The organism is Hydrogenophaga crocea, from assembly GCF_011388215.1.
Lineage (GTDB): Bacteria > Pseudomonadota > Gammaproteobacteria > Burkholderiales > Burkholderiaceae_C > Hydrogenophaga > Hydrogenophaga crocea.
The window spans coordinates 4,372,293-4,392,491 of the sequence record NZ_CP049989.1; the positions used below are offsets into that span (position 1 = coordinate 4,372,293).

Annotated in this window: 20 protein-coding genes; all 20 read left to right on the forward strand. The window is 68.5% G+C overall.

Annotation, left to right across the window (positions count from 1 at the left end):
- Positions 1 to 132: 132 nt before the first annotated feature.
- The 20 genes from G9Q37_RS20815 (at position 133) to hisI (ending at position 20,197) form a co-directional block, all read left to right on the forward strand.
- A complete protein-coding gene (locus G9Q37_RS20815; protein WP_166230408.1) occupies positions 133 to 4,911 on the forward strand; it encodes a glutamate synthase-related protein in 4,779 nt (1,592 codons plus the stop codon).
- Between the two features lie 36 nt (positions 4,912 to 4,947).
- Complete coding sequence (locus G9Q37_RS20820; RefSeq protein ID WP_166230410.1) at positions 4,948 to 6,414, forward strand: glutamate synthase subunit beta; 1,467 nt, start codon at positions 4,948 to 4,950, stop codon at positions 6,412 to 6,414.
- A gap of 95 nt (positions 6,415 to 6,509) precedes the next feature.
- Positions 6,510 to 7,328: an ABC transporter ATP-binding protein gene (locus G9Q37_RS20825; protein ID WP_166230412.1), complete on the forward strand. Its 819-nt coding sequence runs from the start codon at positions 6,510 to 6,512 to the stop codon at positions 7,326 to 7,328.
- A complete protein-coding gene (mlaE, locus tag G9Q37_RS20830; RefSeq protein WP_166230414.1) occupies positions 7,325 to 8,107 on the forward strand; it encodes a lipid asymmetry maintenance ABC transporter permease subunit MlaE in 783 nt (260 codons plus the stop codon). The genes G9Q37_RS20825 and mlaE overlap by 4 nt, the downstream gene beginning before the upstream one ends.
- Positions 8,108 to 8,126: 19 nt before the next feature.
- Complete coding sequence (mlaD, locus tag G9Q37_RS20835; protein ID WP_166230416.1) at positions 8,127 to 8,630, forward strand: outer membrane lipid asymmetry maintenance protein MlaD; 504 nt, start codon at positions 8,127 to 8,129, stop codon at positions 8,628 to 8,630.
- A 22-nt stretch (positions 8,631 to 8,652) separates the two neighbouring features.
- Positions 8,653 to 9,381 carry an MlaA family lipoprotein gene (locus G9Q37_RS20840; RefSeq protein ID WP_166230418.1) on the forward strand — a complete coding sequence of 243 codons (729 nt, stop codon included), beginning with the start codon at positions 8,653 to 8,655 and terminating at the stop codon, positions 9,379 to 9,381.
- Between the two features lie 125 nt (positions 9,382 to 9,506).
- Entirely contained in the window at positions 9,507 to 10,142 is a 636-nt protein-coding gene (locus tag G9Q37_RS20845) for an MlaC/ttg2D family ABC transporter substrate-binding protein (protein ID WP_166230420.1), read from the forward strand.
- Positions 10,142 to 10,417, forward strand: a complete 276-nt coding sequence (locus G9Q37_RS20850; protein WP_166230422.1) for an STAS domain-containing protein — start codon at positions 10,142 to 10,144, stop codon at positions 10,415 to 10,417. The genes G9Q37_RS20845 and G9Q37_RS20850 overlap by 1 nt, the downstream gene beginning before the upstream one ends.
- A gap of 115 nt (positions 10,418 to 10,532) precedes the next feature.
- Entirely contained in the window at positions 10,533 to 11,531 is a 999-nt protein-coding gene (locus tag G9Q37_RS20855) for an ABC transporter ATP-binding protein (protein WP_166230424.1), read from the forward strand.
- On the forward strand, positions 11,528 to 12,283 hold the full coding sequence (locus tag G9Q37_RS20860) for an ABC transporter permease (RefSeq protein WP_166230426.1): 756 nt from the start codon (positions 11,528 to 11,530) through the stop codon (positions 12,281 to 12,283). Before G9Q37_RS20855 ends, G9Q37_RS20860 begins: the two co-directional genes overlap by 4 nt.
- Before the next feature lie 4 nt (positions 12,284 to 12,287).
- The gene (locus tag G9Q37_RS20865) at positions 12,288 to 12,527 is read left to right on the forward strand and encodes a BolA family protein (protein WP_166230428.1); all 240 of its coding nucleotides are present in this window, start codon (positions 12,288 to 12,290) and stop codon (positions 12,525 to 12,527) included.
- 7 nt (positions 12,528 to 12,534) lie between these two features.
- Positions 12,535 to 13,818 carry a UDP-N-acetylglucosamine 1-carboxyvinyltransferase gene (gene murA, locus G9Q37_RS20870; RefSeq protein WP_166230430.1) on the forward strand — a complete coding sequence of 428 codons (1,284 nt, stop codon included), beginning with the start codon at positions 12,535 to 12,537 and terminating at the stop codon, positions 13,816 to 13,818.
- Positions 13,815 to 14,462: an ATP phosphoribosyltransferase gene (gene hisG / locus G9Q37_RS20875; protein ID WP_166230432.1), complete on the forward strand. Its 648-nt coding sequence runs from the start codon at positions 13,815 to 13,817 to the stop codon at positions 14,460 to 14,462. The genes murA and hisG overlap by 4 nt, the downstream gene beginning before the upstream one ends.
- A gap of 10 nt (positions 14,463 to 14,472) precedes the next feature.
- Complete coding sequence (gene hisD, locus G9Q37_RS20880) at positions 14,473 to 15,864, forward strand: histidinol dehydrogenase (RefSeq protein WP_166230434.1); 1,392 nt, start codon at positions 14,473 to 14,475, stop codon at positions 15,862 to 15,864.
- Entirely contained in the window at positions 15,861 to 16,961 is a 1,101-nt protein-coding gene (hisC, locus tag G9Q37_RS20885) for a histidinol-phosphate transaminase (protein ID WP_166230436.1), read from the forward strand. Before hisD ends, hisC begins: the two co-directional genes overlap by 4 nt.
- On the forward strand, positions 16,958 to 17,587 hold the full coding sequence (hisB, locus tag G9Q37_RS20890; protein WP_166230438.1) for an imidazoleglycerol-phosphate dehydratase HisB: 630 nt from the start codon (positions 16,958 to 16,960) through the stop codon (positions 17,585 to 17,587). The genes hisC and hisB overlap by 4 nt, the downstream gene beginning before the upstream one ends.
- Positions 17,588 to 17,606: 19 nt before the next feature.
- Positions 17,607 to 18,257 carry an imidazole glycerol phosphate synthase subunit HisH gene (hisH, locus tag G9Q37_RS20895; protein ID WP_166230440.1) on the forward strand — a complete coding sequence of 217 codons (651 nt, stop codon included), beginning with the start codon at positions 17,607 to 17,609 and terminating at the stop codon, positions 18,255 to 18,257.
- A 27-nt stretch (positions 18,258 to 18,284) separates the two neighbouring features.
- A complete protein-coding gene (hisA, locus tag G9Q37_RS20900; RefSeq protein WP_166230442.1) occupies positions 18,285 to 19,025 on the forward strand; it encodes a 1-(5-phosphoribosyl)-5-[(5-phosphoribosylamino)methylideneamino]imidazole-4-carboxamide isomerase in 741 nt (246 codons plus the stop codon).
- 3 nt (positions 19,026 to 19,028) lie between these two features.
- Positions 19,029 to 19,808: an imidazole glycerol phosphate synthase subunit HisF gene (gene hisF / locus G9Q37_RS20905; protein ID WP_166230444.1), complete on the forward strand. Its 780-nt coding sequence runs from the start codon at positions 19,029 to 19,031 to the stop codon at positions 19,806 to 19,808.
- The gene (gene hisI, locus G9Q37_RS20910) at positions 19,808 to 20,197 is read left to right on the forward strand and encodes a phosphoribosyl-AMP cyclohydrolase (protein ID WP_166230446.1); all 390 of its coding nucleotides are present in this window, start codon (positions 19,808 to 19,810) and stop codon (positions 20,195 to 20,197) included. Before hisF ends, hisI begins: the two co-directional genes overlap by 1 nt.
- The last annotated feature ends 2 nt before the right edge of the window (positions 20,198 to 20,199 follow it).

The following is a 20,199-nucleotide window of genomic DNA, read 5'->3' on the forward strand; positions in this document are numbered from 1 at the left end:
ATTGAATTCTCACGAGCTGGGGTGGTGAGAAAAATGGGATCTGACCCCATTTAAAATGCTTGGCCGGCATGGTGCGATGCAATATGCTCGCAGTCCCGTTTGTTTTTGCCCCACGACGAATAAGGACACGCCATGAGCACGTTTGGCGAGCAGCAGCACCTCCAGCAACACGGTCTGTACGACCCGGCCAACGAGCACGATGCGTGCGGTGTGGGCTTCGTGGCGCACATCAGGGGCGAGAAGAGCCACGCGATCGTGACGCAGGCGCTCAAGATCCTCGAGAACCTCGACCACCGGGGCGCCGTGGGCGCCGACAAGCTCATGGGCGACGGTGCGGGCCTGCTGATCCAGATGCCCGACGCGCTCTACCGCGAAGAGATGGCGGCGCAGGGCGTCACGCTGCCGCCCGCGGGCGAGTACGGCGTGGGCATGATCTTCATGCCCAAGGAGCACGCCAGCCGCCTGGCCTGCGAACAGGAAATGGAGCGCGCGATCGCCGCCGAGGGCCAGGTGCTGCTGGGCTGGCGCGATGTGCCCGTGAACCTCGACATGCCCATGTCGCCCACGGTGCGCGCCAAGGAACCCATCATTCGGCAGGTCTTCATCGGCCGCGGCAACGACGTCATCGTGCAGGACGCGCTCGAGCGCAAGCTCTACGTGATCCGCAAGACCGCGAGCGCCGCGATCCAGCGCCTCAAGCTCACGCACTCCAAGGAGTACTACGTGGTGAGCATGAGCAGCCGCACCGTGGTCTACAAGGGCCTGCTGCTGGCCGACCAGGTCGGCACCTACTTCAAGGACCTGCAGGACCCGCGCTGCGTGTCCGCGCTGGGCCTGGTGCACCAGCGCTTCTCCACCAACACCTTCCCCGAGTGGCCGCTCGCCCACCCGTACCGCTACGTCGCGCACAACGGCGAGATCAACACCGTCAAGGGCAACTACAACTGGATGAAGGCGCGCGAGGGCGTGATGAGCTCGCCCGTGCTCGGTGACGACCTGAAGAAGCTCTACCCGATCAGCTTCGCGCACCAGTCCGACACCGCGACCTTCGACAACTGCCTCGAGCTGCTCACCATGGCCGGCTATCCGCTGGCGCAGGCCGTGATGATGATGATTCCCGAGCCTTGGGAACAGCACACGCTCATGGACGACCGCCGCCGCGCGTTCTACGAGTACCACGCCGCCATGCTCGAGCCGTGGGACGGCCCGGCCTCGATCGTGTTCACCGATGGCCGCCAGATCGGCGCCACGCTCGACCGCAACGGCCTGCGCCCTTCGCGCTACTGCATCACCGACGACGACCTGGTGATCATGGGCTCGGAGTCGGGCGTGCTGCCCGTGCCCGAGAACAAGATCGTGCGCAAGTGGCGCCTGCAGCCCGGCAAGATGTTCCTGATCGACCTCGAACAGGGCCGCATGATCGACGACGAGGAGCTCAAGGCCAACCTCGCCAACAGCAAGCCCTACAAGCAGTGGATCGACAACCTGCGCATCCGCCTCGACGACGTCGAGCACCCGGTGGCCGGTGAATCGCCGCAGGAGCTGCCCGTGGCCCAGACCGAGCCGCAGTCGGCCGGCGTCGAGCGCGTGTCGCCCGAGTTGCTCGACCTGCAGCAGGCCTTCGGCTTCACGCAGGAGGACATCAAGTTCCTCATGAGCCCCATGGCCACGAACGGCGAAGAGGGCATCGGCTCCATGGGCAACGACAGCCCGCTGGCCGTGCTGTCGGACAAGAACAAGCCGCTCTACAACTACTTCAAGCAGCTGTTCGCGCAGGTCACGAACCCGCCGATCGACCCGATCCGCGAAGCCATCGTGATGTCGCTGGTGTCCTTCATCGGCCCCAAGCCCAACCTGCTCGACATCAACCAGGTCAACCCGCCCATGCGCCTCGAAGTGAGCCAGCCCGTGCTCGACTTCCGCGACATGGCCAAGCTGCGCAACATCGAATCGGTGACGCAGGGCAAGTTCCGCAGCGTCACGCTCGACATCACCTACCCGGTGGCCTGGGGCCGCGAGGGCGTGGAAGCCAAGCTGGCCTCGCTGTGCGCGGCCGCGGTCGACGCCATCAAGGGCGGCAAGAACATCCTCATCATCAGCGACCGCGGCGTGGGCGCGGCGCAGGTGGCCATTCCTGCGCTGCTCGCGCTCTCGGCCATTCACCAGCACCTGGTGCGTGAAGGCCTGCGCACCAGCGCTGGCCTGGTGGTGGAGACCGGCACGGCGCGCGAAGTGCACCACTTCGCCGTGCTCGCGGGCTACGGCGCCGAAGCGGTGCACCCCTACCTGGCGCTGGAAACGCTCACCTCGATCCACAAGGACCTGCCGGGCGCGCTGAGCGCCGACAAGGCGATCTACAACTACATCAAGGCGATCGGCAAGGGCCTGTCGAAGATCATGTCCAAGATGGGCGTGAGCACCTACATGAGCTACTGCGGCGCCCAGCTCTTCGAGGCCATCGGCCTGAGCAGCGACACCGTGGCCAAGTACTTCACCGGCACCGCGAGCCGCGTCGAGGGCATCGGCGTGTTCGAGATCGCCGAAGAAGCCCTGCGCATGCACAAGGCCGCCTTCGGCGACGACCCGGTGCTCGAGAGCATGCTCGACGCCGGTGGTGAGTACGCGTGGCGTGCGCGCGGCGAAGAGCACATGTGGACGCCCGACGCCATCGCCAAGCTGCAGCACAGCACGCGCGCCAACAACTGGAACACGTACAAGGAGTACGCCCAGATCATCAACGACCAGAGCCGCCGCCACATGACGCTGCGTGGCCTGTTCGAGTTCAAGCTCGACCCGAGCAAGGCCATCCCGCTCGACGAGGTCGAGCCGGCGAAGGAGATCGTCAAGCGCTTCGCCACCGGCGCGATGTCGCTGGGCTCGATCAGCACCGAGGCCCACGCCACGCTGGCCGTGGCCATGAACCGCATCGGCGGCAAGAGCAACACCGGCGAAGGCGGCGAAGACGAGCGCCGCTACCGCAACGAGCTCAAGGGCATCAAGATCACCAAGGGCGAAACGCTCAAGTCCATCATCGGCGAGGACGTGGTCGAGGTCGACCTGCCGCTCGAAGACGGCGACAGCCTGCGCTCGAAGATCAAGCAGGTGGCCTCGGGCCGCTTCGGCGTCACGGCCGAATACCTGCAGAGCGCCGACCAGGTGCAGATCAAGATGGCCCAGGGCGCCAAGCCGGGCGAGGGCGGCCAGCTGCCCGGCGGCAAGGTGTCCGAGTACATCGGCAAGCTGCGCTACTCGGTGCCGGGCGTGGGCCTCATCAGCCCGCCGCCGCACCATGACATCTACTCCATCGAAGACCTGGCCCAGCTGATCCACGACCTCAAGAACGTGGCGCCGCACGCCAGCATCAGCGTCAAGCTGGTGTCCGAGGTGGGCGTGGGCACCATCGCCGCGGGCGTGGCCAAGTGCAAGGCCGACCACGTGGTGATCGCCGGCCACGACGGCGGCACCGGCGCCTCGCCCTGGTCGTCCATCAAGCACGCGGGCTCGCCCTGGGAGATCGGCCTGGCCGAGACCCAGCAGACCCTGGTGCTCAACCGCCTGCGCAGCCGCATCCGCGTGCAGGCCGACGGCCAGATGAAGACCGGCCGCGACGTGGTCATCGGTGCGCTGCTCGGCGCCGACGAGTTCGGCTTCGCCACCGCCCCGCTGGTGGTCGAGGGCTGCATCATGATGCGCAAGTGCCACCTGAACACCTGCCCGGTGGGCGTGGCCACGCAGGACCCGGAGCTGCGCAAGAAGTTCTCGGGCAAACCCGAGCACGTGGTCAACTACTTCTTCTTCATCGCCGAAGAGGTGCGCCACATCATGGCCCAGCTCGGCGTGCGCAAGTTCGACGACCTCATCGGCCGCGCCGACCTGCTCGACATGCGCGCGGGCATCGCCCACTGGAAGGCCCGCGGCCTCGACTTCAGCCGCCTGCTGGCCACGCCCGCGGTGCCGGCCGATGTGCCGCGCCTGCACACCGAAGCGCAGGAGCACGGCCTGGAGAAAGCGCTCGACCAGGTGCTGATCCAGAAGTGCAAGCCCGCCATCGAAAAGGGCGAGCGCGTGCAGTTCATCGAGGTGGCCCGCAACGTGAACCGCTCGGTGGGCGCCATGCTCTCGGGCGAACTCACCAAGCACCACCCCGAAGGCCTGCCCGACGACACCATCCGCATCCAGCTCGAGGGCACGGGTGGCCAGTCGTTCGGCGCCTTCCTGGCCAAGGGCATCACGCTCTACCTGATCGGCGACGCCAACGACTACACCGGCAAGGGCCTGTCGGGCGGCCGCGTGGTGGTGCGCCCGAGCATCGACTTCCGCGGCGAGTCCACTCGCAACATCATCGTGGGCAACACGGTGCTGTACGGCGCCACCACGGGCGAGGCCTTCTTCGCCGGCGTGGCCGGCGAGCGCTTCGCGGTGCGCCTGTCGGGCGCCACCGCGGTGGTGGAAGGCACGGGCGACCACGGCTGCGAATACATGACCGGCGGCACCGTGGTGGTGCTGGGCAAGACCGGCCGCAACTTCGCGGCCGGCATGAGCGGCGGCGTGGCCTACGTGTACGACGAAGACGGCCAGTTCGCCAAGCGCTGCAACACCGCCATGGTGGGCCTGGAGCCCGTGCTGTCGGCCAAGGAACAGGAAGCCCAGAGCGACAAGGCCACCTGGCACCGCGGCCAGACCGACGAGGCCCAGCTCAAGAAGCTGCTCGAAGACCACAACCGCTGGACCGGCAGCAAGCGCGCGCGCGAACTGCTCGACAACTGGGCCCAGGCCCGCGCGAAGTTCGTCAAGGTCTTCCCGACCGAGTACAAGCGCGCGCTCGGCGAGATGCACGCCCGCCAGGCCGCGGCCGAGGCGACGACCAAAGCCAAGGGCACGGCCAAGAAGGCCACCGTGCCCGCGAAGTAAGCCCCCAAGCCCCACGACACGCACAAGGACAGCACCATGGGAAAAGTCACCGGCTTCATGGAATTCGAGCGCATCGAAGAGGGCTACGCGCCCGTGCCCGAGCGGCTCAAGCACTACAAGGAATTCGTCGTCGGCCTCGATGAGTCGCAGGCCAAGGTGCAGGGCGCGCGCTGCATGGACTGCGGCACCCCGTTCTGCAACAACGGCTGCCCGGTCAACAACATCATTCCGGACTTCAACGACCTCGTGTACCAGGGCGACTGGAAGAACGCCATCACGGTTCTGCACAGCACCAACAACTTCCCCGAGTTCACCGGCCGCATCTGCCCCGCGCCCTGCGAGGCCGCCTGCACGCTCAACGTGAACGACGACGCCGTGGGCATCAAGTCGATCGAGCACGCGATCATCGACAAGGCCTGGGCCGAAGGCTGGGTGCGGCCGCAGCCCGCGCGCCACAAGACCGGCAAGAAGGTGGCCGTGGTGGGCTCGGGCCCCGCGGGCCTGGCGGCCGCGCAGCAGCTCGCGCGCGCCGGCCACGATGTGACCGTGTTCGAGAAGAACGACCGCGTGGGCGGCCTGCTGCGCTATGGCATTCCCGACTTCAAGATGGAGAAGTCGCACATCGACCGCCGCGTGGCGCAGATGGAGGCCGAAGGCGTGGTGTTCCGCACCGGCGTGCTCGTGGGCGCCATGCCCGCGGGCAGCAAGGTCACCAACTGGGCCAAGGAAACCGTGAGCGCCGAGCAGCTCAAGAGCGAGTTTGACGCCGTGCTGCTCACGGGCGGCGCCGAGCAGAGCCGCGACCTGCCCGTGCCCGGCCGCGAGCTCGATGGCGTGCACTTTGCGATGGAGTTCCTGCCGCAGCAGAACAAGGTCAACGCGGGCGACAAGTTCAAGGGCCAGCTGCGCGCCGACGGCAAGCACGTGATCGTGATCGGCGGCGGCGACACCGGCTCCGACTGCGTGGGCACCAGCAACCGCCACGGCGCCGCGAGCGTGACCCAGTTCGAGGTCATGCCCCAGCCGCCCGAGCAGGAAAACAAGCCCCTGGTGTGGCCCTACTGGCCGCTCAAGCTGCGCACCAGCTCCAGCCACGAAGAGGGCTGCGTGCGCGAGTTCGCGGTGTCCACCAAGGAATTCATCGGCAAGAACGGCAAGCTCACCGGGCTGAAGACCGTGCACGTCGAGTTCAAGGACGGCAAGTTCGTCGAGGTGCCGGGCACCGAGAAGGAATACAAGGCCGACCTGGTGCTGCTCGCGATGGGTTTCACCAACCCCGTGGCCAGCGTGCTCGAGGCCTTCGGCGTCGACAAGGACGCGCGCGGCAACGCCCGCGCCAGCACCGACTTCACGGGCGGCTACGCCACCAACGTGGCCAAGGTGTTCGCTGCCGGCGACATGCGCCGCGGCCAGTCGCTGGTGGTCTGGGCCATCCGCGAAGGCCGCCAGGCCGCGCGCGCAGTCGACGAGTTCCTCATGGGCTACTCCGACCTGCCGCGCTGAACAGACGATTACCAATCTGTAAGGGGATACGGAAATCGGGTTGAGCCGATTCCCGTATCATGCGGCGGCCGGGTTTCACGCCCGGCTTTTCATTGATGAACACCGCCTCCCCACCCCCGCTGGTCGAACTGCGCGGGCTCACCTTCGGCTACGGTGAGCGCGTCATCCTCGACGACATCTCGCTGACCGTGCCGCGCGGCAAGGTCACGGCGCTCATGGGCGCCTCGGGCGGTGGCAAAACCACGGTGCTGCGCCTCATCGGCGGCCAGATCCGCGCCCAGCGCGGCCAGACCCTGTTCGATGGCGCCGACGTCACCACCATGGACCCGCGCGCGCTCTACGCGGCGCGCCGCCGCATGGGCATGCTGTTCCAGTTCGGTGCGCTGTTCACCGACATGAGCGTGTTCGACAACGTGGCCTTCCCGTTGCGCGAGCACACCCGGCTGCCCGAGCCGCTGGTGCGCGACATCGTGCTCATGAAGCTCAACGCCGTGGGCCTGCGTGGCGCGCGAAACCTCATGCCCAGCGAACTCTCGGGCGGCATGGCGCGGCGCGTGGCACTGGCCCGCGCCATCGCGCTCGACCCCGAGCTCGTGATGTACGACGAGCCCTTCGCCGGCCTCGACCCGATCTCGCTGGGCACCGCCTCGCGCCTGATCCGCGAAATCAACGACGCCATGGGCCTCACGAGCATCGTGGTCTCGCACGACCTCGACGAAACCTTCGCCATCGCCGACCAGGTGATCGTGCTCGCCAACGGCCGCATCGCGGCGCAGGGCACACCCGACGACGTGCGCCACAGCGACGACCCCCTGGTAGCCCAGTTCGTGAACGCGCGGCCCGAAGGCCCGGTGCGTTTCCACCACCCGGCGCCCTCGCTCGCCGACGACTTCGGCCCCGGAGGCGCGCGATGAGTCCCCTGCACCCCGCCCGCGTCGGCCGCGCCGTGCGCCTGTGGCTCACGGCGCTGGGTTTCGGTGCCCGGCTGTTCGTGCGCCTGGTCGCCCTGGTGGGCGTGGCGCTGCGCCGCTTCGGCCTGGTGCGCGACCAGATCCATTTCCTGGGCAACCACTCGCTGTCCATCATCGGTGTGTCGGGCCTGTTCGTGGGCTTCGTGCTCGGCCTGCAGGGCTACTACACGCTGCAGCGCTACGGCGCCACCGACGCGCTCGGCGTGCTGGTGGCGCTCTCGCTGGTGCGCGAGCTCGGGCCCGTGGTGAGCGCGCTGCTGTTCGCGGGCCGCGCGGGCACCTCGCTCACCGCCGAGATCGGCCTCATGAAGGCCGGCGAGCAGCTCAGCGCCATGGAAATGATGGCCGTGGACCCGGTGCGCCGCGTGCTCGTGCCGCGCTTCTGGGCCGGCGTGATCACCATGCCGCTGCTGGCCGCCGTGTTCAGCGCGGTCGGCGTCATCGGCGGCTGGCTGGTGGGCGTGGGCCTCATCGGCCTCGACGGCGGCGCCTTCTGGAGCCAGATGCAGAGCGGCGTCGATGTCTGGGCCGACGTCGGCAACGGCGTCATCAAGAGCGTCGTGTTCGGCTTCGCCGTCACCTTCATCGCGCTGCTGCAGGGCTACCTCGCACGCCCCACGCCCGAGGGCGTGTCGCGCGCCACCACCCGCACCGTGGTGATGGCCTCGCTCACCGTGCTCGGGCTCGATTTCGTGCTCACCGCCATGATGTTCAGCATCTGAGCATCCCTGGAGAAACACCATGACCTCCTCCAAGAACGATTTCTGGGTCGGCCTCTTCGTGCTCATCGGCGGGGCGGCCATCCTGTTCCTCGCGCTGCAATCGGCCAACCTGCTGAGCCTGAACTTCGAGCCCACCTACCGCGTCACCGCGCGCTTCGACAACGCCGGCGGTCTCAAGCCCGGCGCCGCGGTGCGCAGCGCCGGTGTGGTGGTGGGCCGGGTCGAGAACATCGGCTTCGACGACAAGACCTTCCAGGCCAGCATCACGCTCTCGCTGCAGAAGCGCTACGCCTTTCCCAAGGACAGCTCGATGAAGATCCTCACCAGCGGCCTGCTGGGTGACCAGTACATCGGCATCGAGGCCGGGGGCGACCCCGACAACCTCGCCGACGGTGCGGTGGTCACGCAGACGCAATCGGCCCTGGTGCTGGAGAATCTCATCGGCCAGTTCCTGTTCAACCGCGCCGCCGAAGGGGCCGACAGCAAGCCGGCGGCCCCCGGCGCCCCTTCGACCTCGCAGTGACCCTCTCGCTGGGAGACCCACCATGAACCTGCCGTCCCCCTTGCCCGCCCTGCGCCCTGCGCTCGCCGCCACCGCCCTGGTCGCCCTGGGCGGCTGCGCCACCGGCCCCGATGCCGATCCGCGCGATCCGCTCGAACCCTTCAACCGCCAGGTGCAGCGCTTCAACGACGCCGCCGACGAAGCGGTGTTCAAGCCCGTGGCCACGGCCTACGTGAAGGTCACGCCCAGCCCGGTGCGCACCGGCGTGAACAACTTCTTCAGCAACCTGGGGGACCTGTGGTCGGCGGTGAACGCGGGCCTGCAGCTGCGCCCGCGCGAAAGCGGCGAGAACCTCATGCGCTTCGGCGTCAACACCGTGCTCGGCTTCGGTGGCCTGCTCGACATCGCGAGCGAGGCGGGCATTCCGCGCAGCCGCATCGACTTCGGCCAGACCATGGGTCGCTGGGGCGTGCCCTCGGGCCCGTACGTGGTGTGGCCGCTGCTGGGCCCGTCGACCGCGCGCGACAGCGTGGGCATGGTGGCCGACGCCGCGGGCGATCCGGTGGCCTACGTGGACCACGTGCCCACCCGCAACAGCCTCTATGCCCTGCGCATCGTGGACACGCGCGCGCAGCTGCTGCGTGCGTCCAACCTGCTCGACGACGCGGCGCTCGACAAGTACAGCTTCACCCGCGACTTCTACCTCAGCCGTCGCCAGACCCAGATCAACGACATGATCGACAAAGGCATCGGCCTGGGCAACGGGAACTGACGCGAGAGTGAGCGCAAACCAGCGATACGACTCGCAACCTTTGGCCCGGAACCCGACACAGAAGCGTCCGCTCTGAGCCCTAGGATGTCTTCCCGGCCCACGAGGCCGCCACGGAGAAACACACGATGACGAAGAACCTGCTGCAACGACGCGCCTGGATCGCCGGCCTCACGCTGGCCGCGATGGCCTGGAGCCTGCCGGCCGCGGCCTCGGAAGCGCCCGATGCCCTGGTCAAGCGCATCTCCACCGAGGTGCTCGACACCATCAAGACCGATCCCGCGATCCGCGCCGGCGACATGAACAAGATCATGGCGCTGGTCGACAGCAAGATCATGCCCAACGTGAACTTCACGCGCATGACCGCGTCCGCGGTGGGCCGCGGCTGGCGGCAGGCCACGCCCGAGCAGCAGAAGCAGCTCGAAACCGAGTTCAAGGCCCTGCTGGTGCGCACCTACTCGGGCGCGCTGGGCGAGGTCCGCGACCAGACCCTGAGCTTCAAGCCCATGCGCATGCGCCCCGAAGACACCGAGGTGGTGGTGCGCTCCGAGGTGCGCGGCAAGGGCGAGCCCATCCAGCTCGACTACCGCCTCGAGAAGGTGGGCGACGGCTGGAAGATCTACGACCTGAACGTGCTCGGCCTGTGGCTGGTGGAAACCTACCGCAACCAGTTCGCCCAGGAGATCAACGCCAACGGCATCGACGGCCTGATCAAATCGCTGTCCCAGCGCAACAAGGCCAGCGCCACGGCCAAGACCAGCTGATGAACGAGCCCCGCCTGCCCGAACGCCTCACGCTCGACGAGGCCGCTGCCACCCTGGGCGCGTTGCGCGCGGCGGTGGCGGGGGGCGAGGGCGGCGCGGCCGTCACGGTCGATGCGGGCGCCCTGCGCCACTTCGATTCGTCGGCCGTGGCGGTGCTGCTGGAGTTGCGTCGCGAACTGCAGCAGCAGGGCCGCACGCTGCAGGTGCGGCAGTGGCCGCCGCGTCTGCAGGACCTGGTCCGCGTCTACGGCGTGCAGGAGTTGCTGACCGCCTGAGCCGGCCGCGGTGGCCCTGGTGCCGCTGCGGAAAGGCCCCGGGCCGTAAAATCCCGCTTTCGCCACCGCCCCGGATGTCCCGCGGGCCGCGGGCGACCCAGCGGTGTCGCCGCGCATGCCAGCCGTCTCCTTCCAGAACGTCTCCAAGACCTACGCCACGACCCGTGGCCCCCTGCACGCCCTTCGCTCGGTGTCCTTCGACATCGAGCCCGGCGAGTTCTTCGGCCTGCTCGGCCCCAATGGCGCGGGCAAGACCACGCTCATCAGCATCCTGGCCGGGCTCGCGCGCGCCAGCGAGGGCAGGGTGGTCGTTCACGGCCACGACGTGCTCAGCGACTACCGCGAGGCACGCCGCCACCTGGGCGTGGTGCCGCAGGAACTGGTGTTCGACCCCTTCTTCAATGTGCGCGAAACCCTGCGCATCCAGTCGGGCTACTTCGGCGTGCGCCGCAACGACGACTGGATCGACGAGTTGCTGACGGGTCTGGGTCTGGCCGACAAGGCCACGGCCAACATGCGCCAGCTCTCGGGCGGCATGAAGCGCCGCGTGCTGATCGCGCAGGCGCTGGTTCACAAGCCGCCCGTGATCGTGCTCGACGAGCCCACGGCGGGTGTGGACGTGGAGCTGCGCCAGACCCTGTGGCAGTTCGTCTCGGGCCTGAACAAGCGCCTGGGCAGCACGGTGCTGCTCACCACCCATTACCTCGAAGAGGCCGAGGCCCTGTGCGGGCGCATCGCCATGCTCAAGCAGGGCCAGGTGGTGGCGCTCGAGTCCACCTCGGCGCTGCTCGCGCGCGCCGCGTCCAACGTGCTGCGCTTCAAGACCGACGCCGCGCTGCCCGCCGACATCGCGGCCCAGGCGCGCATCACGGGCCGCGTGGTGCAACTGCCCGCGCTCGATGCGCGTGCCGTGGAGCATGTGCTGGCCCGCCTGCGCGAAGCCGGTGTGATGCCCGAGGACATCGAGGTGCGCAAGGCCGACCTCGAGGACGTGTTCCTCGATCTCACGGGTGCACACACACGCCCCGCCGCCGGGCCGCCCCAAGGCGGGGCAGCCCCCTCGGGGGGCAGCGAGGACACGTCAGTGCCGAGCGTGGGGGCGCGTAAATCATGACCGGCTGGCAAACGCTGTTCTACAAAGAGGTGCTGCGCTTCTGGAAGGTCTCGTTCCAGACCGTGGCCGCGCCGGTGCTCACCGCGCTGCTCTACCTGCTGATCTTTGCGCACGTGCTCGAAGACCGCGTGCAGGTCTACGAGTCGGTGAACTACACCGCCTTCCTGCTGCCCGGCCTCGTGATGATGAGCGTGCTGCAGAACGCCTTCGCCAACAGCAGCTCCTCGCTGATCCAGAGCAAGATCATGGGCAACCTGGTCTTCCTGTTGCTCACGCCGCTGTCGCACCGCGCGTGGTTCGTGGCCTATGTTGGCTCTTCCATCGTGCGCGGCCTCGCGGTGGGCGCGGGCGTGATGGCGGTGGCCTGGTGGTTCGCGCAGCCCACGCTGGTGGCGCCGCTGTGGATTCTGGTGTTCGCGGTCCTGGGCGCGGCGCTGCTGGGCGCGCTCGGGCTGATCGCCGGCCTGTGGGCCGAGAAGTTCGACCAGATGGCCGCGTTCCAGAACTTCATCATCATGCCCATGACCTTTCTTTCGGGCGTGTTCTACTCCATCCACTCGCTGCCCGCCTTCTGGCAGAAGGTGAGCCACCTCAATCCCTTCTTCTACATGATCGACGGCTTCCGCTACGGCTTCTTCGGCCGCAGCGACGTGTCGCCCTGGCTCAGCCTGCTGCTGGTGGGCGGTGCGCTGGCCGCGGTCAGCGCGCTCGCGCTGCACCTGCTCAAGACGGGCTACAAGGTCCGCCACTGAACCCATGAACGCCGAACAACTGCAAGCCCTCATCGCCGCCGGTCTGCCCTGCGACCACATCGAGGTCACCGGCGATGGCCGTCACTGGTCGGCCGTGATCGTCTCGCCGGCCTTCGAAGGCAAGCGCGCCATCCAGCGCCACCAGGCGGTCTATGCCACGCTGGGCCAGCGCATGCACACCGACGAGGTGCACGCGCTGTCGATGAAAACCCTCACGCCGGCCGAATGGGCCGCACAAGGCTGAAGCACGCATGGACAAACTCCTGATCCGCGGAGGCCGCAAGCTCAGCGGCGAGATCACCGTCTCCGGCGCCAAGAACGCGGCCCTGCCCGAGCTCTGCGCCGCGCTGCTCACCGACGAGCCCGTGACGCTCACCAACGTGCCGCGCCTGCGCGACGTGAGCACCATGCGCCAGTTGCTCACCCACATGGGCGTGCACACCGAAGACGTGGCGGGCGAGCGCGGCGGCCTGCTGCTGCACGCGCGCGGCGTGCTCAAGGCCGAGGCGCCCTACGAACTCGTGAAGACCATGCGCGCCTCGGTGCTGGTGCTGGGCCCGCTGCTCGCGCGCTTCGGCGCGGCGCGCGTCTCGTTGCCCGGCGGCTGCGCCATCGGTTCGCGGCCGGTCGACCAGCACATCAAGGGCATGCAGGCCATGGGCGCCGAGATCGTGGTCGAACACGGCTACATGGTGGCGCGCCTGCCCGCGGGCCGCAAACGCCTGCACGGCGCGCGCATCGCCACCGACATGGTCACCGTGACCGGCACCGAGAACTTCCTCATGGCTGCGGCGCTGGCCGAGGGCGAGACCCTGCTCGAGAACGCGGCGCAGGAACCCGAGGTGACCGACCTCGCCGAGATGCTCATCAAGATGGGCGCGAAGATCGAAGGCCACGGCACCAGCCGCATCCACGTGCAGGGCGTCGAACGCCTCAATGGCTGCACGCACGAGGTGGTGGCCGACCGCATCGAGACCGGCACCTTCCTGTGCGCCGTGGCCGCCACGGGCGGCGACGTGCTGCTGCGCCAGGCGCGCGCCGACCACCTCGACGCCGTGATCGACAAGCTCACCGACGCGGGCGCCGAGGTCGAGGCCGGCTCGAACGCCGCCGGGCCCTTCATCCGCATCCGTGCCAGCGGCCGCCTCAAGGCCCAGACCTTCCGCACCACCGAGTACCCCGGCTTCCCCACCGACATGCAGGCCCAGTTCATGGCGGTGAATGCCGTGGCCGACGGCACCAGCAAGGTCACCGAGACCATTTTCGAAAACCGCTTCATGCACGTGAACGAGCTGGTGCGCCTGGGCGCGCGCATCCAGACCGAGGGCAAGGTGGCAATGGTCGAAGGCGTGCCCCAGCTCTCGGGCGCCACCGTGATGGCCACCGACCTGCGTGCCTCGGCCAGCCTGGTGATCGCCGGCCTGGTGGCCGAGGGCGAGACCACCGTCGACCGCATCTACCACCTCGACCGCGGCTACGACCAGATGGAAGTGAAGCTGCGCGCCCTGGGCGCCGACATCGAGCGCATCAAATGAGCCAGACCATCACGCTGGCCCTGTCCAAGGGCCGCATCTTCGACGAGACGATGCCGCTGCTGCGCGCCGCCGGCATCGAGGTGCTCGAAGACCCGGAGAAGTCGCGCAAGCTCATCCTGCCGACCAACCAGAACGACGTGCGCGTGGTGCTGGTGCGCGCCACCGACGTGCCGACCTATGTGGAGCACGGCGGCGCCGATCTCGGCGTGACCGGCAAGGACACGCTGATCGAGCACGGCGGCCTGGGCCTGTACCAGCCGCTGGACCTCAACATCGCGCGCTGCCGCGTGAGCGTGGCCGTGCGCGCCGATTTCGACTACGCCTCGGCCGTGCGCCAGGGATCGCGCCTGCGCGTGGCCACCAAGTACACCACCATTGCGCGCGACTTCTTCGCCGCCAAGGGCGTGCACGTGGACCTGATCAAGCTCTACGGCAGCATGGAGCTCGCGCCGCTCACCGGCCTGGCCGATGCCATCGTGGACCTCGTGTCCACCGGCAACACGCTCAAGGCCAACCACCTCGTGGAGGTCGAGCGCATCATGGACATCAGCTCCCGCCTGGTGGTGAACCAGGCGGCCCTCAAACTCAAACAGGCGCGCCTGCGCCCCCTCATCGACGCCTTCGCCGGCGCCATCCAGCCCTGACCGCCACCGCATGAACCCCGCCGCCACGCCCCTTCGCCTGTCCACCGCCCAAACCGATTTCGAGGCGCGCTTCGCGGCGCGCCTGCATTGGTCGAGCGAGACGGACCATGCGATCGAGCAGCGCGTGGCCGACATCCTGGCCGACGTGCAGCGGCGCGGCGATGCCGCGGTGCTCGAGTACACCGCGCGCTTCGACGGTCTGCAGGCCGCGAGCGTGGCCGAACTCGAACTCACCCAGGCCGACTTCAAGGCCGCCTTCGACGCCCTGCCCGCCGCGCAGCGCGAAGCCCTGCAGGCCGCGGCCGCGCGCGTGCGCCGCTACCACGAGGCGCAGAAGAAAGCCAATGGCGAAGGCTGGAGCTACCGCGACGAAGACGGCACGCTGCTGGGCCAGAAGGTCACGCCGCTGGACCGCGTGGGCATCTACGTGCCCGGCGGCAAGGCCGCCTACCCGTCGAGCCTGATCATGAACGCCGTGCCCGCGCACGTGGCCGGCGTGCCCGAGATCGTGATGGTGGTGCCCACGCCGGTGCGTGGCAGCGTCGCCACCGGCGGCAGCGGCGCGGCCACGGCCGCGCGCGGCGAGCGCAACGAACTCGTGCTGGCCGCGGCCCACGTGGCCGGTGTCACGCGCGCCTTCACCATCGGCGGCGCGCAGGCCGTGGCCGCGCTGGCCTACGGCACGGCCACCGTGCCCAAGGTCGACAAGATCACCGGCCCCGGCAACGCCTACGTGGCCAGCGCCAAGAAGCGCGTGTTCGGCACCGTGGGCATCGACATGATCGCGGGCCCGAGCGAGATCCTGGTGCTCGCCGACGGCAGCACGCCGGCCGAGTGGGTGGCCATGGACCTGTTCAGCCAGGCCGAGCACGACGAACTCGCGCAGAGCATCCTGCTGTGCCCCGACGCGGCCTACATAGCCGCCGTGCAGGCCGCGATCGACCGCCTGCTGCCCACCATGCCGCGCGCGGCCATCATCGCCAAGAGTCTCAACGACCGCGGCGCGCTGATCCACACGCGCAGCATGGAAGAGGCCTGCGCCATCAGCAACCGCATCGCGCCCGAGCACCTCGAGGTCTCGAGCGCCGAGCCGCACCGCTGGGAGCCGCTGCTGCGGCACGCCGGCGCGATCTTCCTCGGCGCGTACACCAGCGAAAGCCTGGGCGACTACTGCGCCGGTCCCAACCACGTGCTGCCCACCAGCGGCACGGCCCGTTTTTCCTCGCCGCTGGGGGTGTACGACTTCCAGAAGCGCAGCAGCCTGATCGAGGTCAGCGCCGCGGGCGCGCAATCGCTCGGTACCGTGGCCGCCGAACTCGCCTATGGCGAAGGCCTGCAGGCCCACGCGCGCGCCGCCGAACTGCGCCTGAACGACGTTCCCCCGATGCGAGGTGCCCGATGAACACGCCTTTGAACACCAACCCCATGGCCCGCATCCGCCAGGACGTGCAGTCCATGCACGCCTATGCGATCCAGAACTCGGCCGGCATGCTCAAGCTCGACGCGATGGAAAACCCCTTCGCGCTGCCGCTGCCGCTGCAGGCCGAGCTCGGCCGCCGCCTCGGCGCCGTGGCCATCAACCGCTACCCGGGCGCGCGCATCGACGAGCTCAAGCGCGCGCTCGAGCAGCACATCGACCTGCCGCCCGGCCACGCGCTGATGCTGGGCAACGGGTCGGACGAACTCATCTCGCTGATCGCCATGGGCTGCGACCTGCCGGGCGCCACCATCCTCGCGCCGCTGCCCGGCTTCGTCATGTATGCCATGAGCGCGCAGCTGCAGGGCCTGGGTTTTCACGGCGTGCCGCTCACGGCCGGATTCGAACTCGACGAAGCCGCCATGCTGGCCGCCATGCGCGAGCACCGCCCCGCCATCACCTACCTGGCCTACCCCAACAACCCCACGGCCAACCTGTGGGACGCGGCCGTGATCCGCCGCCTCATCGCCGAGGCCGCCAGCTTCGGCGGCCTGGTGGTGATGGACGAGGCCTACCAGCCCTTCTCCAGCCACACCTGGCTCGACGAGATGCGCGCCCACCCCGGGGCCAACGCACACGTGCTGCTCATGCGCACGCTGTCCAAGTTCGGCCTGGCGGGCGTGCGCATCGGCTACCTCGTGGGGCCGCAGGCCCTGGTGCACGAGTTCGACAAGCTGCGCCCGCCCTACAACGTGAGCGTGCTCAACGCCGAGTGCGCGCTGTTCGCGCTCGAACACGCCGACGTGTTCGCGGGCCAGGCCGCGCAGATCCGCGAGCAGCGCGAGCGGCTCGTTGCCGCGCTCGCCGCCATGCCCGGCGTCACGCCGTTCCCGAGCCAGGCCAACATGGTGCTGGTGCGCGTGCCCGATGCGAAGCGCAGCTTCGAGGCCCTCAAGGCCCAGGGCGTGCTCGTGAAGAATGTTTCTACAATGCACCCGCTGCTGGCCCAGTGTCTGCGGCTCACGGTGGGCTCTCCCGACGAGAACACCCAGCTCCTCCGCGCCTTGCAGACCGCCCTATGAACACCCCCACGCCCGCCTTTCCCGATCCGGGCCCCGGTGAGCGCGCCGCCAGCGTGCAGCGCAACACCAGCGAGACCCGCATCGGTGTGCGCGTCAACCTCGACGGCACCGGCGTCGCCGTGCTCGCCACGGGTATCGGCTTCTTCGACCACATGCTCGACCAGATCGCGCGCCACGGCCTGATCGACCTCGAGATCCAGGCCGAGGGCGATCTGCACATCGACGGCCACCACACGGTGGAAGACGTGGGCATCACGCTGGGCCAGGCCTTCGCGCGCGCCGTGGGCGACAAAAAGGGCATCCGCCGCTATGGCCACGCCTACGTGCCGCTCGACGAAGCGCTCTCGCGCGTGGTGATCGACTTCTCCGGCCGGCCCGGCCTGCACATGCGCGTGCCCTTCAAGGCCGGCATGATCGGCGGCTTCGACACCCAGCTCACCTACGAGTTCTTCCAGGGCTTCGTGAACCACGCGGGCGTCACGCTGCACATCGACAACCTGCACGGCGAGAACGCGCACCACCAGGCCGAGACCGTGTTCAAGGCCTTCGCGCGCGCGCTGCGCATGGCCCTCGAGCGCGACGCCCGCCTGGGCGACGCGATTCCCTCGACCAAGGGCTCCCTCTGATCTTTTTCTTTTCTGTGCGATGAAAGCCAGGACGGTCGCCGTGGTCGACTACGAGAGCGGAAACCTCCGCTCGGTTTCGCAGGCGGTGATGCACGCGGCGCAGGGCAGCGGTGTCGACGTGGTCGTCACCCAGTCGGCCGCCGAGATCATGGCCGCGGAGCGCGTGGTGCTGCCCGGCCAGGGCCACATGGGCGACTGCATGCGCGCGCTCGCCGATTCGGGCCTGATGGACGCGGTGCTGCACGCCTGTGCGAACAAGCCGCTGTTCGGCGTCTGCGTGGGCATGCAGATGCTGCTCGACCGCAGCGAAGAAGGCCCCACCGACGGTCTGGGCCTGATCCCCGGCGAGGTGCGTCGCTTCCGGCTCGAGGGCCGGCTGCAGCCCGATGGCAGCCGCTTCAAGGTGCCGCAGATGGGCTGGAACCGCGTGTTCCAGACCCGGCCGCACCCGGTGTGGGCCGGCGTGCCCGACGGCAGCTACTTCTACTTCGTGCACAGCTACTTCGCCGCGCCCGCGCTGGCGGCCCATGTCGCCGGCGAATGCGACTACGGCGGCCGCTTTGCAGCCGCGGTGGCACGCGATAACATTTTTGCGACCCAGTTTCACCCCGAGAAGAGTGCCGACCAAGGCCTCGCGCTCTACCGCAACTTCCTTTCCTGGAACCCCTGAGCTTTCGGCTCGCGCCTGCCCACGACCATGCTGCTGATTCCCGCCATCGACCTCAAGGACGGCCACTGCGTTCGCCTCAAGCAAGGCGACATGGACCAATCCACGGTGTTCAGCGAAGACCCGGCCGCCATGGCGCGCAACTGGGTGGCCAAGGGCGCGCGACGCGTGCATCTCGTCGACCTCAACGGCGCGTTCGCGGGCAAGCCCAAGAACGAGCAGGCCATCCGCGCCATCCTCAAGGAAATCGGCAGCGAGGTCGACGTGCAGCTGGGCGGCGGCATCCGCGACCTCGACACCATCGAGCGCTACCTCGACGCCGGCCTGCGCTACGTGATCATCGGCACCGCCGCGGTCAAGAACCCGGGCTTTCTGCAGGACGCCTGCACCGCCTTCGGCGGCCACATCATCGTGGGCCTCGATGCCAAGGACGGCAAGGTCGCCACCGACGGCTGGAGCAAGCTCACCGGCCACGAAGTGATCGACCTCGCGAAGAAGTTCGAAGACTACGGCGTCGAATCCATCGTCTACACCGACATCGGCCGCGACGGCATGCTCACGGGCATCAACATCGAGGCCACGGTCAAGCTCGCGCAGTCGCTGACCATTCCCGTGATCGCCTCGGGTGGCCTGTCCAACCTCGAGGACATCCGCAAGCTCTGCGCGGTGGAAGACGAGGGCGTGGAAGGCGTGATCTGCGGCCGCTCCATCTACAGCGGCGACCTCGATTTCGAAGCCGCGCAAAAGCTCGCCGACGAGCTGAACGGATAACGCGTGCTCGCCAAACGCATCATTCCCTGCCTCGATGTCACGGGTGGCCGCGTCGTCAAGGGCGTGAACTTCGTCGAGCTGCGCGACGCCGGCGACCCGGTGGAGATCGCGGCCCGCTACAACGAGCAGGGCGCCGACGAGCTCACCTTCCTCGACATCACCGCCACCAGCGACGGCCGCGACCTGATCCTGCCCATCATCGAGGCCGTGGCCTCGCAGGTCTTCATTCCGCTCACCGTCGGTGGCGGCGTGCGCACCGTCGAAGACGTGCGCCGCCTGCTCAATGCGGGTGCCGACAAGACCAGCTTCAACTCGGCCGCCATCGCCAACCCCCAGGTCATCCGCGACGCGTCCGACAAGTACGGCTCGCAGTGCATCGTGGTGGCGATCGACGCCAAGCGCCGCCAGGGCGAGGACCTTGCGCAGCGCGGCGAGGGCTGGGACGTGTACAGCCATGGCGGCCGCAAGAACACCGGCCTCGACGCCGTGGCCTGGGCGCAGCGCATGGCCGAGCTCGGCGCGGGCGAGATCCTGCTCACCAGCATGGACCGCGACGGCACCAAGTCGGGCTTCGACCTCGCGCTCACGCGTGCCGTGGCCGACACCGTGAGCGTGCCCGTGATCGCCTCGGGCGGTGTGGGCAACCTCGACCACCTCGCCGACGGCGTGCAGCAGGGCGGCGCCGACGCCGTGCTGGCCGCGAGCATCTTCCACTACGGCGAGTACACCGTGGCCCAGGCCAAGGCGCGCATGGCCGAGCGTGGCATTCCCGTGAGGCGCTGATGGACTGGCTCGATGCCGTGAAATGGGACGCGCAGGGCCTGGTGCCCGTGATCGCGCAAGAGGCCGCCACGGGCGATGTGCTCATGTTCGCCTGGATGAACCGCGAAGCGCTGCAGAAGACCGCCGAGCTCGGCCGCGCCGTGTACTACAGCCGTTCGCGCCACAAGCTCTGGTTCAAGGGCGAAGAATCGGGCCACGTGCAGACCGTGCACGACATCCGGCTCGATTGCGACAACGACGTGGTGCTGCTCAAGGTCACGCAGCTCGGCCATGAGCCCGGCATCGCCTGCCACACCGGCCGGCACAGCTGTTTCTTCCAGCGCCACGAGAACGGGCAATGGATCACTGTCGAGCCGGTCTTGAAAGACCCGGAATCGATCTACAGGTAACA

Coding starts and splice junctions, on each gene's coding strand:
- G9Q37_RS20815 (WP_166230408.1), top strand. CDS start 133: ATGAGCACGTTTGGCGAGCAGCAGCACCTCCAGCAACACGGTCTGTAC.
- G9Q37_RS20820 (WP_166230410.1), top strand. CDS start 4,948: ATGGGAAAAGTCACCGGCTTCATGGAATTCGAGCGCATCGAAGAGGGC.
- G9Q37_RS20825 (WP_166230412.1), top strand. CDS start 6,510: ATGAACACCGCCTCCCCACCCCCGCTGGTCGAACTGCGCGGGCTCACC.
- mlaE (WP_166230414.1), top strand. CDS start 7,325: ATGAGTCCCCTGCACCCCGCCCGCGTCGGCCGCGCCGTGCGCCTGTGG.
- mlaD (WP_166230416.1), top strand. CDS start 8,127: ATGACCTCCTCCAAGAACGATTTCTGGGTCGGCCTCTTCGTGCTCATC.
- G9Q37_RS20840 (WP_166230418.1), top strand. CDS start 8,653: ATGAACCTGCCGTCCCCCTTGCCCGCCCTGCGCCCTGCGCTCGCCGCC.
- G9Q37_RS20845 (WP_166230420.1), top strand. CDS start 9,507: ATGACGAAGAACCTGCTGCAACGACGCGCCTGGATCGCCGGCCTCACG.
- G9Q37_RS20850 (WP_166230422.1), top strand. CDS start 10,142: ATGAACGAGCCCCGCCTGCCCGAACGCCTCACGCTCGACGAGGCCGCT.
- G9Q37_RS20855 (WP_166230424.1), top strand. CDS start 10,533: ATGCCAGCCGTCTCCTTCCAGAACGTCTCCAAGACCTACGCCACGACC.
- G9Q37_RS20860 (WP_166230426.1), top strand. CDS start 11,528: ATGACCGGCTGGCAAACGCTGTTCTACAAAGAGGTGCTGCGCTTCTGG.
- G9Q37_RS20865 (WP_166230428.1), top strand. CDS start 12,288: ATGAACGCCGAACAACTGCAAGCCCTCATCGCCGCCGGTCTGCCCTGC.
- murA (WP_166230430.1), top strand. CDS start 12,535: ATGGACAAACTCCTGATCCGCGGAGGCCGCAAGCTCAGCGGCGAGATC.
- hisG (WP_166230432.1), top strand. CDS start 13,815: ATGAGCCAGACCATCACGCTGGCCCTGTCCAAGGGCCGCATCTTCGAC.
- hisD (WP_166230434.1), top strand. CDS start 14,473: ATGAACCCCGCCGCCACGCCCCTTCGCCTGTCCACCGCCCAAACCGAT.
- hisC (WP_166230436.1), top strand. CDS start 15,861: ATGAACACGCCTTTGAACACCAACCCCATGGCCCGCATCCGCCAGGAC.
- hisB (WP_166230438.1), top strand. CDS start 16,958: ATGAACACCCCCACGCCCGCCTTTCCCGATCCGGGCCCCGGTGAGCGC.
- hisH (WP_166230440.1), top strand. CDS start 17,607: ATGAAAGCCAGGACGGTCGCCGTGGTCGACTACGAGAGCGGAAACCTC.
- hisA (WP_166230442.1), top strand. CDS start 18,285: ATGCTGCTGATTCCCGCCATCGACCTCAAGGACGGCCACTGCGTTCGC.
- hisI (WP_166230446.1), top strand. CDS start 19,808: ATGGACTGGCTCGATGCCGTGAAATGGGACGCGCAGGGCCTGGTGCCC.